The 12,795-nt window shown below is 50.7% G+C and carries 7 protein-coding genes; 6 read left to right on the top strand and 1 reads right to left on the bottom strand.

Going from position 1 to position 12,795, the window contains the following annotated elements; genetic code table 11:
* Window positions 1–27 precede the first annotated feature (27 nt).
* From PUT07_RS20135 to PUT07_RS20125, 3 genes are all read left to right on the top strand, one after another.
* A complete protein-coding gene (locus PUT07_RS20135; RefSeq protein ID WP_274470178.1) occupies window positions 28–2,055 on the top strand; it encodes an efflux RND transporter periplasmic adaptor subunit in 2,028 nt (675 codons plus the stop codon).
* Window positions 2,052–5,204 (top strand): efflux RND transporter permease subunit, encoded by a 3,153-nt coding sequence (locus tag PUT07_RS20130; RefSeq protein ID WP_274470177.1) that lies wholly within the window; start codon window positions 2,052–2,054, stop codon window positions 5,202–5,204. The genes PUT07_RS20135 and PUT07_RS20130 overlap by 4 nt, the downstream gene beginning before the upstream one ends.
* 69 nt (window positions 5,205–5,273) lie before the next feature.
* Window positions 5,274–8,126, top strand: coding sequence for an RCC1 domain-containing protein (locus PUT07_RS20125; RefSeq protein WP_274470176.1), 2,853 nt, complete (start codon window positions 5,274–5,276; stop codon window positions 8,124–8,126).
* An 82-nt stretch (window positions 8,127–8,208) separates the two neighbouring features.
* On the opposite strand, the gene PUT07_RS20120 is transcribed toward PUT07_RS20125, so the two are convergent.
* Complete coding sequence (locus PUT07_RS20120) at window positions 8,209–9,564, bottom strand: MATE family efflux transporter (RefSeq protein ID WP_274470175.1); 1,356 nt, start codon at window positions 9,562–9,564, stop codon at window positions 8,209–8,211.
* A gap of 324 nt (window positions 9,565–9,888) precedes the next feature.
* Between PUT07_RS20120 and PUT07_RS20115 the strand changes: the two genes are divergently transcribed.
* The 3 genes from PUT07_RS20115 (at window position 9,889) to PUT07_RS20105 (ending at window position 12,779) form a co-directional block, all read left to right on the top strand.
* A complete protein-coding gene (locus PUT07_RS20115; protein WP_274470174.1) occupies window positions 9,889–10,104 on the top strand; it encodes a hypothetical protein in 216 nt (71 codons plus the stop codon).
* A 56-nt stretch (window positions 10,105–10,160) separates the two neighbouring features.
* Window positions 10,161–11,075: an AraC family transcriptional regulator gene (locus PUT07_RS20110; RefSeq protein ID WP_274470172.1), complete on the top strand. Its 915-nt coding sequence runs from the start codon at window positions 10,161–10,163 to the stop codon at window positions 11,073–11,075.
* Between the two features lie 150 nt (window positions 11,076–11,225).
* A complete protein-coding gene (locus PUT07_RS20105) occupies window positions 11,226–12,779 on the top strand; it encodes an extracellular solute-binding protein (protein ID WP_274470171.1) in 1,554 nt (517 codons plus the stop codon).
* Window positions 12,780–12,795: the final 16 nt, after the last annotated feature.

Raw genomic sequence — 12,795 nt, 5'->3', positions numbered from 1 at the left:
AATGAAGCAGACGGAGGTTTCCATCCCATGAGGAAGTACAGTTCACTCAAGAGTACCACAATCATCGCAGTCGTTACCGCGATAACCGTCACCATAGCGGGCTGCAGCACGCCGGCAAGCACCGCTAAACCAGGGGCTAACGGCAGATCGGGAACACGCCAGATGACAGTAGAAACACAAGTTGTTAAATTGTCGGACATCGGTGGCGGGCAAATATTTACGGGCTCGATCACGCCAACATTCACGACGAATCTTTCTTCCAAAGTGAATGGCCGCATTACTTCTCTTGATGTTAACATCGGGGATAAAGTGGAGGTTGGACAAGCTTTAGCGCACATTGATACAACTTCGCTGCAGCAATCCGTCGAGCAGACCAAGAGCGAACTTGCTTTGAGTCAAGTGCAGTACAACAAAGTTGTGAATGATCAAGCGAATAGCTTAGCTATGGCACAGAAAACGCTAGCCGTTCAGCAAGCCGCTTATGAGAAAACGATTAATGACCAGAAGAATGCGGTAGCTCTGGCGCAAACGCAATTAAACAATGCGATTACAGCACAGCAAAACTCCATTGAAACGGCCAAACAAGGGGTCTCTTCTGCGCAGGCAGGCTTCAGCAAGGCACAAGCCGATGCGGCTACGGCCGTGACTGTCGCCCAGGCGAACTTGAACTCCCAATTGGACAGCTTATTAACAACACAGAATAATAATATAGATTCTTCACAACTGAGCGTTCAGCAAGCGGTTGCAGCCTATAATACAGCACTTCAATCCGGTAAGGACGTGGACAGTGCATTCGCCAAGCTGCAAACGGCCCAGCTTGCGCTGCAGCAGGCGCAGCAGGCGCAATACAAAGATACGCAGTCGGCGCAGCAGTCGTTGACGAACCTGCAGAATGCGTTGTTGACTGCACAAAGCTCGCAATCCGTGCAAGTGGCTCAGGAGACTCTAAACTCAGCGCTTCTAACACTTGCTAACACGCAGGCGACAGCTGCAGCTCAGCTGGATCTCAGCCGTACCCAACTAGCGCAAACACAATCCGCGCAGGATCTTTCCAAGAACAGTGCGGAGGCTGCGCTTGAGCAATCCAAGCAGTCGCTGAAAGCCGCCCAGTCAACGGATGCCTTGCAAGTCAGCGCAGCCCAGCTTCAGCAAGCTCAAACCAAGTTGGCTATATTAAGCGAACAGCTGCAAGACGGTGTGTTAACGAGCCCGGTTTCAGGGATCGTCAGTGCCATTATGGTGCCTGTCGGACAGAATACGGGACAAGCTGCCGTCATGTCGATTGCTACGGTAGATCCGTTATTGGCAACCGTCAACGTATCTGAAGCCTCCATCGGTAAAATTAAAACCGGCCTGCCCATGTCGGTGAAAATTCCTACTTTGAACAAATCGTTTGACGGAACGGTGTATGCCGTTCATCCCACCATGGATGCAACCTCCAAATCTTTTCTGGTAGACATTAAAATTAAAGATGATAAACATGAAATATTACCCGGCATGTTTGCAGAATCTTCTCTCAAGAGCGAAGGAAAACAATCCATTGTTGTGCCGGCAGATGCCGTTCTCAGTCAACCAAGCGGTAACGCGGTATACATCGTGAAAGACGGGAAAGCGTCGAAGGTGCTTGTGAAAATCGGTGTGATGACCAGTTCGTCCTTTGAAATTACGAGCGGTCTGAAGGTCGGAGACGAGCTTGTGGTGAAAGGGCAAGAGCTGCTCTCCGATAATGTTCCGGTGCAGATTACGCAACCCGGGCAAGGGAATGGTGCAGTCAAAGGACAGGGCCAAGCCGGTCAAGGCCAAGGTCAAGGTCAAAGTCAAGGCCAAGGCCAAGGCCAAGGTCAAGGCAGGAGCGGCGGCCAAGGGCAGGGCGGACCGAATGGCCAGGGCCAAGGTCAGGGCCAGAATGGAGCCCAAGGACCAAGCAGAAGCGGCGGCCAAGGACCAAATGGGCAAGGCACCCAAGGTAAGGGAGCGGACCCGTCAGGGGCCAAGCCAAGCGGCAATGGCGCTGGCGCTGATGCAGCTGCTCCGAAAGCGGGGGCTGGACAGTGAAATTAGCTAATTTCTCCGTTCATCGCCCGGTCACCATTTTGATGATCATGATCTCGCTCGTGATCGTGGGCTCGATTGCGATTCCGCTTTTACCCGTGGATCTATATCCGAATCTGGAAGTGCCGTCGGCAACCGTATCGGTCTCTTGGAGCGGTGCATCGCCAGGCCAGATCGAACAGCAAATTACCAAACCGATTGAGAATGCGATGGCTACCGTTACAGGCGTAACGAGCATATCCTCTAACTCTCGAACAGGCTCGGGTAACGTGACCTTGCAATTTAATTACGGCACGAACATTGATCAGGCAACCCTAACCATGAGGGACAAGTTAGATCGTGTGCGAAGGCAGCTTCCATCGGATGCAGATGCCCCCGTCGTTTCACGCGTAGATCCGAACAGCACACCGATCATGACATTAGCCCTGTATGGCAAGACGGATCTGGTCACCCTGCGTGATATAGCCGACAATATTGTGAGTCCGGATGTTCAGCGTTCGGATGGTGTCGCATCGGTTGGCGTCACCGGCGGGCGCGTCAGACAAATTCAAATCCTTGTAGAGCCGAGCCGACTGCAGCAATACAATATCTCTTTCAGCACCTTGGTGTCAGCGCTCGGGAATGATAACTCTTCAACCGATGCCGGACTTGTCAATAAAGGAAGCCAATTGGTGCCCTTACATATTGACGGGGAATTTAAGTCAACGGCTGATATCGGCAAAGTACAAGTGCAGCTGGGGCGCGGACAAACGATTGCGCTAAGCGAGCTCGGCACAATTATAGATACCTATCAAGATGTTACGCTAGAAGCGCGTAAAGACGGAGAAGCCAGCGTATCCCTCTCTGTACTCAAGCAATCGGACGGTAACACGGTGTCCGTGTCCAGCAACATCCAGAAGTCGCTTCAGGATATTCAAGCCAAGCTTCCTGAAGGCGTACATATCGCCGTATTGAATGACTCCGCCAAGTTCATTCGAGATTCCTTACGTACCGTTGTAGAGCATACTTTGCTCGGTGGCGTTTTCTCGGTCATCATCTTGCTCTTCTTTCTGCGAAGCGTAAGGGCGACGATTATTATCGGCGTCGTGATCCCGATTTCAATCATAAGCACATTCAGTATGATGTACTTCGGTCATCAAACGATTAATACCATCACACTTGGCGGGCTGGCGCTTGGTCTCGGTTCACTCGTAGACTTCGCGGTCGTTGTCTTGGAAAGTATTTTCCGTAAACGGCATGAAGGCTTGTCTCCTGAGGAAGCGGCCAAAGTGGGCACGGCCGAGGTGGGCACGGCGGTGATGGCTTCGGCGTTGGCACAGATAGCGGTTTTTGCGCCGACGGCGTTCATCAGCGGCTTAGTGAAACAATTCTTCTGGCCGATGGCGCTTGTGGTTTGTTTTTCTCATATCGCGGCATGGTTTGCAGCCGTCACTTTGGTGCCGATGCTAGCGGCCAAAATTTTGCGCCGCAAGGTCGATGAAGAGCTGCCGGCCGGCAGAACCTTCAATCCTTTCATTTTGTTCGGCAGAGGGATGCAGTTTATCACCCAAGTGTACAGCAGGCTGCTCCGGTGGTCCTTGCTTCATCGATGGGTCATTATTTCCCTGACTGTGCTTCTCTTCGCTGCCAGCGTGTACTCGGTTCGATTCGTAGGCAGTGAATTAACGCCTAAGACCGATCAAGGACAAGTCAATTTGAATATTAATCTCCCGCAGGGGACGGACTTTGCCGTGACGAATCAAGTGGCTGCTACGCTCGAGACGAGATTGAAGGATGTGTCGGAAATTGACACCGTCTTTACTTCAGTCGGGTCGGCAGGCGGCGGAGCCTTTCAGTCAGCGGCAACGAATACGGGCAGTATTCAAATCAGGTTAAAACCGCTCAGTGAAAGGACGAAGAGCACCGATCAAGTTGCGGAACAAATTCGGACGCTTACAACGGGCTTTGCGGGAGCGCAAATTGGTGTGAGTGTGCCGTCGGGTGTCCGGTTACCGGGTCTCGGCGGTGGCGGCAACTTTGGCGGCGGTGATATTTCCGTTAATTTATCCGGACCGGATTTGGCGGTCTTACAGAAGCTTGGCGATCTCGTCGCACAGGAAATCACTTCCGTAGAAGGCACACGCAATGTGCAAAATACGCTGGACCGTTCGATCCCCCAATTTAACTTAACGATTGATCGTGATGCTGCAGCCCATTACGGCGTTTCCTTAAGAGACGTGATGACGGCTTTGCGAACGGCTTATCAGGGAAGCGTGGCTACACAGTTCAAAACCGCCAGTTCGCAAATTGCTGTTCTGGTGAAATATCCGAATGATTTTACGAACAAGCTCGAGAACTTCAACAATGTGACGATTAATACGGCAAGCGGCACGATTGTGCCTGTCAGCCTTATAGCCAAAGTGGAACCGGGTACAGGTCCGGCGCAAATTCGCCGCCAAGATCAGAACCGTGTGGCAACGGTGCAGGCGTCCATATTCGGCGCTTCTGCCGGTGAGGTATCGGCCTTGGTCAAGGAGAAGATTGATGCGATTCAACCGCCTGACGGCTATCAGGTGACGATGGGCGGCCAGCAGGCTAGCCAGAATGATTCCTTTAAGAGCCTGTACTTGGTTCTTATTCTATCCGTTGCCTTGGTTTATATGGTTATGGCGAGTCAATTTGAATCCTTATATGGCCCGTTCATCATCATGTTCGCTCTGCCGCCGACTTTTATCGGCGCTATATTGGGGCTTCTGGTCACACATCGAACGATTAACATGAATTCCATCATCGGGATGATTATGCTCGTGGGCATTGTCGTGAATAATGCCATCGTGTTAATTGATTATACGAATCAATTGCGTGCCAAAGGAATGCCGCTGTTCGATGCTTTAATAGAAGCGGGGAAAGTGCGCTTGCGGCCTATTCTGATGACTACAGCGACTACCGTCCTTGCGATGCTGCCGCTCGTTATCGGGTTTGGGGAAGGAGCGGAGACACAGGCTTCGATGGCAACCGTTGTAGCCTTTGGTTTGACCTTATCCACACTAATCACCTTAGTCTTGGTTCCTGTTGTATACACTTTGTTGGATAGCTGGAAAAATGGCATCACGCGCAGATTTAAACGCAAATCTGCCGTTATCCAGGAGCTAGGCAGTCCATCTTCTTCATAGCGATTAGAACCCTCAGTACGTGTTAACGAAGATAGCTTTCCTCATGGAAAAGCTTTAAGGAGAAGGAACATGAAAACAGTGCAACGTAACGTTATTTTCTGGCTCCTAGGTTTTTTGCTTTTTAGTTCCTTTACAGCTTTCTCGGTATTTCCCGGGAAAGCTTTCGGGGAAACGAACACGCCGATGGCCGGAACGTCCGGGTTGAAGCCTGCTTCGATACAGGAAATACGGGGCGGCAAAGGTTTCACGGTTATTTTGAAGAAAGACGGTACGGTCTGGACATGGGGAAATAATCTGCGCGGTAAACTGGGATCCGGCCTGAGTAACCGCAATCAAGCGACACCCGTAAGCGGGTTGTCCGGTATTACCGCCATTGCGGTTGGTTCGTCTCACTCCTTAGCGCTCAAATCGGACGGCACCGTCTGGTCCTGGGGGGAGAACACATTCGGCCAGTTGGGCGATGGCTCGACGATCGACCGGTCAACGCCTGTTCAGGTGTCTGGTCTGACCCATGTCACTGCGATTTCTGCAGGCAATTTCCACTCTGTTGCAATTAAAGACGATGGCACCGCTTGGAGTTGGGGAGACAATACGTACGGCCAATTAGGCGACGGTACGAATAATAGCACGAATAAGCCTGTCCAAGTAACGGGAAACATCGTATCGGTTAAAGCGGTGGCGAGCGGTGCTTACCACACCTTGGCGCTTGACCAGGACGGCATTGTATGGGCTTGGGGCGATAATTTCTTCGGCGAGCTTGGCTATGGCTATGACCAGAACCGTTTGAATACGCCCATAATGGCTACGAACTCCAACTGGCATATTACCCAGATCGCCGCCGGATTCGACTTCTCCTTAGCGCTTAAGGACGACGGCACCTTATTAACTTGGGGACTGATCGATTCGGATCCAGCCACTATGTATAGCGCGATTACGACCAATACGCAGGATATTCATAAGTTTCCCGTTCTGATCACCGGGTTGGATCACGTCGCTCAAATAACGGCTGGAAGCTCGCACGCCATTGCTTTAAAGGATGATGGCAGTGTCTATACGTGGGGGAACAATACCTCCGGGCAGCTGGGCGTAGGAACCGGATATGACGGGAAAACGTGGAACCGCGTATTCCCTAGCCATGTCAGTGATCTGCCCGAAATTGCCGGAATCGGGGCAGGCTCTAATTTCACCTTCGCGATCGACCAAGAGGGCATGCTCTGGGCATGGGGGAACAACAGTTACAGCCAACTCGGTGACAAGACGCTGAACAACCAAGCCGCACCGGTGCAAACCCAGGTGAACGAATGGCTGAATCCGCCAGTGGTAAAGCCTGGTGAAGGAACGGTTCTAATGAAAGCTCCCAAAGTACAGAACCTTACGGCGAGTGAAAGTGATACATTTCTTATCCAAAATAACAGGCTGTACGGTTGGGGCAGTAATACGTTCGGCCAATTGGGAGACGGAACTCATACCTCCGCCATCTCTCCGAAAGCCTTAAGTATGGACGGCATTGCGGCGATTGAAAGCGGGGATACGCACATAGTTGCCGTCAAACAGGATGAAACCCTCTGGACGTGGGGACAGAATTTCTTCGGTCAGTTAGGCGACGGAACGACGACACCGGGCGCTTCCCCCGTTCAAGTGAAGGCATTGAATGGTGTTGTAGCCGCAGCAGCAGGCAGTAACCATACGCTTGCTCTGCTGAATAATGGTTCCGTGTGGAGTTTCGGAGACAATACATTTGGGCAATTGGGGCATGACGCCGCAGCTTCTTCCAACCAGGTCATTCAGCTTTCTAATATTATCGCCATCGCGGCTGGAGCCAATTTCAACTTGGCTTTAGAGAATACCGGGAAAATATGGGCCTGGGGAGATAATACGAGCGGACAGCTCGGAGACGGGACGCTTGCCAGTAAGCAGCAGCCTGTGCAAATTTCCGATATCGCCGGCGTTATCGCAATCCGTGCAGGGAAGAACTTCGCCCTTGCCCTGAAGGATGATGGCACCGTATGGGCATGGGGGTATAACGCCTTCGGACAATTAGGCAACGGAACGACGGCCAACCAATTGAAGCCGGTTCAAGTCGCTTCCCTGCCTGCCATGAAATCGATATCCGCAGGCTCTTACCATAGTTTGGCGATCGCCAGGAACGGGAGTGTATGGGCTTGGGGCCAGAACCTTTTCGGTCAATTAGGGGATGGTACTAAGAGCAATTCCAATAAACCGGTACAAGTCAAAGGGATTGCCCAAGCCGATGCCGCTGCCGCAGGCGGTACGCATAGCGTGGTGAAAGGCATGGACGGCGCGATCTGGACGTGGGGCGGCAACTACACGGGCCAGCTGGGGAACAATTCCTTAGCCAATCGCAACTTGCCGGCTGTCGTGACCGGACTGGGCGCTTCGTACAATGATTTGGAAGGGCATTGGGCGAAGGAACAGATTTTGCAAGCAGCGGAAAAAGGGATCGTGAATGGCTATAGCGATGGCAGCTTCCTGCCAGACCGCCAGATTACCAGAGGGGAATTTGTGAAGCTTGCCGCTGCGGCTCTGCATCTGCCTGCTGCTTCAGACAATGCGGTCTGGTATCAACCGTATATCGATGCATTGCAAAAAGCGGGCATTCTCCAAGCGGGGGACCTGCAGCAGGGCTGGGATCTTCCCATTACACGCCAGGAGATTGCCGCTGTTGCCCTTCGTGCGGTGAGCCCGGACTTGCATAAAGCGAACACGGTACTTGATCCGGGCTTTGTGATGAGCGAGGCGGTCGGCAAAGGTATTTTGCAAGGTTTAAGCGATGGAAAGCTGGCGCCGGACGAGGCAACGACGAGAGCGCAAGCGGTAGTTGTTATTGAGCGAATCGGCAGCGTTCTGCAAGGTATGACGCTGCCGGTAGATCCGCTGGCTGTAGAGCAAAGTCAACGGTAAACAAACGGATAGAACAATAGGCTGCCGCGGGCAGCCTATTGTTTATATCCGTTTGTTTGCTAGTATGAGAAAGAACTCTCGGCTAGGTCGCCTCCTCCCGATAGACCAATGCTTTCTTCTCCCAAGCTTTGCTTCTCCAACGCAATAACAGAAGCAGCCCCCTCAATCCTTCGTCCATGATGAACACGCCCCACATCCCGACCAACCCGTACCCCAGATGAACGCCAATCCAATAGGTCAGCGGGACGCTGAGTCCCAATATGGAAGCAGCCCCAATAACGAGAATGAACCGCGCATCGCCGGCTGCCCGGAGCGCTTCGCCGATCACAATGTTCAAGCAGCGTACCGGCTCCAGCAAGAAACCGAATGTCAGCAGAAAAGTGCCTAATGCAATGATACCGGCGTTATCGGTGAACAAACCGATCAACTGCTTGCCGAATATGACGGTCAATGTAACCGCGGTAAGGGAGAGCAGTAGGCTCAGGAGCAGGCTGCGGAACAACTGCCTGTAGGCTTCCTCCTTTTCGCCTGCGCCTACCAGCCGGCCTATGATAATTTGGGTTCCCCGGCCTAAGGAAACGGCCAGTACGATAATGAACGTCATGATATTCTGCGTATAGATGCGGGTCGATAACATTTCAGCGCCCAGCTGAGTGATGAAATAGGTCGTCAGCAGTTGGCTGATGGAATAAACGAGCTGGCTCCCGGCTGTAGGAATACCGATCGTCAATATTTTTTTCATATCGGCGAATCTTGCATTATAGAAGTCGCTGAAGGATAAGTTCAAACGAACGATCTTTTTTAATAAAAGAACATAGATAATCAATCCGAGCGACTGGCTGCACACGGCCGATATGGCGACACCCGGAATCCCCAGCTTAGGAAAGCCGAAGGGACCGTAAATAAACAAAATGCTGCCGGTTAAATTCAGAAGGTTAACGCCGAGGCTGACCGCCATCGTATATCGGGTGTAACCATGCACTTGCGTTATGGCTGCAATAGTCAAATTCACCGCTTGAATGAATAAGGCGCCGCCAACGATAGATAGGAAGATGCGCGCCTGCTCGAGTGTGCCTGCTTCCAAGCCGAAGGGCTGGAGCAATTGCTTACTGAAGCACACGATACACAGGCTGATGATGAAACCGAACAGGCAATTCAGCGAGATGGCACCGGCGGCGAACTGCTTGACATCGCGGATTTTATTCGCACCCAAGTATTGCGAGATGACAATGGCCGAACCGGTTGAAATCACTTGCAGCAGCAGGAATAAAAAAATAATGAGTTGATTGCTGACGCCTACCGCTGCAACGGCTTCATCCGATACATGGCTCACGATGAAAGTATCCGATGTTCGCATGAACACTTGCAGGGAAGATTCGATGAATAAAGGCCATGTAATGGCAAACAGACTCAGCTTTTTCGGATTCGTCATGGTCATGGGGGAAGAACTCCTTCTGCATTACCCGCTGCGTAGATTACATACTGATCTCCTCTTATCTTGGGGCATTGTGAAATCGTTTTCTATGCGAAACTTGGGCAAATGATTGCTTATATTGACTCCAATTTTCGAAGAAACATCGGTAGCGAATGGTGAATATGCAAGTTTTACATTGACAAGTTTCGAAGCAGAGTGTTACTATACTAAATACCTAGTAAACTTATTGGAATATATACAATTACTTATCTGACCGGAAAACCGGAAGCGTGGATGCTGCATCCATGCTTTTTTTCATCTATTCATTAATGAAGGAGTGAATGAGACATGCTGCAAATTAACATTACTTACAATGAGGCTGCTGTGCCCGTTCATTTGATCGGAACGACGGCCAAGCTAATTCCAGCCCTCTTATCAGCTTTGAAGCTCAACAAAATTACATTGGCCTCTATTCAGCAGCCGCCTCTGTACATTGATCTTTTTAACTCGGAGGCGATTGTATATTCAAGCGAAGGAAATAAATGCCGGATCCCTATTTTCTAATAGGGGCCTCTCAACGGAGCTGAGCTCTTTAAACAAGGAAGGCAGGTACAGGCTGGATGCAGATCAAGCTTTTTCAAGAATACGAGAGATATGAGAATCAGGTTTGGGCGCAGCGATCCTCGCATGGACAACATAATCTGTTTGAGGAGCATGGGCACGACTTTATTGAATTGGTTTATGTCGTACAGGGCGGGGGCAGGCATAGGATCCAAGGGATCGACTATGAATTGCGGACAGGGGATGTCTTTATCATTATGCCGGGGGAAAGTCACGACTTCCCGGATGTCAAGGATTTCAGTCTGGAAATCGTCAATTGTCTGTTTCGCCGTGAAGCCATCGCTTCCATGCTGCCAACGAATGAGGAGGCCTTGCTCGAGCTGCCATATATTCTTCCCTTCTATAAGGCTAACGAGCGCTTCCCGAAGAAGCTATCCTTATCGTCCATTGACTCTACAGATGTGCTGGATCAACTGGAAACCATTATTCGGGAGCAAAAGAGGAATGAGGCCGGGGCCAACCTGATCGTCTCGCATTTGTTAATCCACCTCATGATTCGTCTGTCGAGAATAGCCAATCGTCCGAACCCGATCGATATGAACAAGCCTTTCATGATCGGACACGAAATATTGGCCCGCAATGTCAACACCTACCTCGAAAACAATTTCGAACAGAAAATCACAACAGATATGCTGGCCGGCAGGTTTACGATAAGCCCAAGGCATTTGCACCGTATCTTCCGTCAACAAACCGGCAAAAGCATTACGGAAACTCTCCAATTGATCCGCATCGAACGAGCCAAGCAAATGCTAACCGAAACTAGCAGGAGCATCGACTCCATCGCTTCGTTTGTCGGCTTCAGCGATCCCTCTCATTTTAACCGGCTGTTCGTTAGAATAGCAGGCAGTACGCCGAGCGGATACCGCAAGCAAGCGCGGAAAGACGCATATTATCCGAAATCGGGAAGGATATAGTCCTTCCTGTTTTTTTTATTTTTTTGGCATGATTAGCAAGATATCTGTCCTTATTGAACAAAATGGATGCCGGCTTTTAGGATAATATAAACGTATAAATAATACAAAACCTAGCAGAATACTATGTTTTGTTGATAGGAGATGGATAACATGCAATTTAACGGACAGAAGCCACTGAAAATGAGGATTGTTCCGGTCCTTGCGCTAATGGCATTAGCGTTAACGGCTTGCGGAGGCCCCGCGTCTTCAACGGCCGGCAAAGATCAGGCGAAGAGCGCAGCCGGCGGATCGGCACAGTCGGGTCCCGTCGAGGTCAGCATCATGACCATTACGCCAAGCACCCCTCCGGCCGCAGACGATAACGTACTGAAGCGTGAGATTGAAAAATTAACCCATTCCAAGTTGAACATCCAATGGATATCTAACAATGTTTATAATGACAAGTTGAACATTACGCTGGCTTCAGGGCAAATAGCCGATCTGACCTATATTAGCGATCCGTTTAATCCATCCTTTCGAAGCTTGGTCAGACAAGGGGCTATCTGGGATCTTACACCCTATCTGAAGGATTACCCGAACTTGAAGAACGGGGTTCCCGATGTAGCGTGGGAGCTGACCAAGCTAGAGGATGGGAAAAATTACGGCATTCCCAGAGGACGTGACGCTAACGATGTCTCTTTCCTCATTCTGCGCAAGGATTGGCTCGATAAGCTAGGGCTGAAGCCGCCGGCAACGACGGATGAGCTCTATGGGGTGCTGAAAGCATTCGCTGAACAAGACCCTGATGGGAACGGCAAAAAGGACACGTTCGGGCTTTCCACGGATATGGATACTTTGACGGGGACGTTTCAGGGCATCTTCACCGGAGTAACCGGATCGTGGAAGGAAGCCGCAGGCAAGCTGACCTATGCGCCGTTTCTGCCGGAAACGAGAAATTCAATTGAATACTTGGCAAAGCTGTATAAAGAAAAGATTTTGCCGGAGGATCAATTATCTTTGAAAATCACGCAAATACGGGACCTCTACAAGGGGAACAGAGCCGGGGCCGTTATTGACAAGACGGGTACGGGACCCAAAATTTTTGCGCCGGATCTCAAAAAAATAGTTCCTGCGTATAAGGAAGCAGACTTTTACCCGCTGGCATCTATTAACGGTTATGTGCCTAAGGGGACTGGCTTCAATGGAATTCTTGCCATACCGAAGTCGGTGCCGGAAGAGAAGCTGAAGAGCATTCTCAAGCTTGTCGACACCTGGTTAACGACAGAGGTATCATCCGTCCAGCGCTTTGGCATAGAGGGCGTTCATTACCAAGTGAAAGACGGCGTGAAGGTTACGATTCCGGAGAAGCTGCAAGCGGACAATGCTTCGGACTTCAATCAGATCGTGAATTCGATCGATCCTGCATTAAACCCTCCTCCAGCGAATCAGCAGTTGAAGGATTTGGAAGATTTGAGGGCCAAGGTGGATGCCGAACGCGTCAAAGTAAGCGTACCGGATATTGGCGTAGGACTGTATTCGCCGGCAGCTGAGAAGCTGCTCCCTGATTTGGAGAAGCGGATCGCCGACCTCAAAGCCAAAATTATTATTGGTCAGGAGCCTTTATCCTCATGGGACGCTTTGGTTAAAAAGACGGAAAGCGATCCGCAGTTTATTAAAGCGACCGAAGAAATATCAAGCGCGTACCAGAAGCGAAGCGGAAAATAGAGGGAGGCTAGTCGAT

The organism is Paenibacillus sp. MAHUQ-63 (assembly GCF_028765165.1).
GTDB lineage: Bacteria > Bacillota > Bacilli > Paenibacillales > NBRC-103111 > Paenibacillus_E.
The sequence above is the reverse complement of the archived record's forward strand: the minus strand, read 5'-3'. Positions and strand labels throughout refer to the sequence as shown.

Excerpts from the sequence above, each read along its gene's own strand:
- PUT07_RS20120 (WP_274470175.1), bottom strand. The coding sequence starts at position 9,564 with ATGACCATGACGAATCCGAAAAAGCTGAGTCTGTTTGCCATTACATGG.
- PUT07_RS20115 (WP_274470174.1), top strand. The coding sequence starts at position 9,889 with ATGCTGCAAATTAACATTACTTACAATGAGGCTGCTGTGCCCGTTCAT.
- PUT07_RS20110 (WP_274470172.1), top strand. The coding sequence starts at position 10,161 with ATGCAGATCAAGCTTTTTCAAGAATACGAGAGATATGAGAATCAGGTT.
- PUT07_RS20105 (WP_274470171.1), top strand. The coding sequence starts at position 11,226 with ATGCAATTTAACGGACAGAAGCCACTGAAAATGAGGATTGTTCCGGTC.
- PUT07_RS20135 (WP_274470178.1), top strand. The coding sequence starts at position 28 with ATGAGGAAGTACAGTTCACTCAAGAGTACCACAATCATCGCAGTCGTT.
- PUT07_RS20125 (WP_274470176.1), top strand. The coding sequence starts at position 5,274 with ATGAAAACAGTGCAACGTAACGTTATTTTCTGGCTCCTAGGTTTTTTG.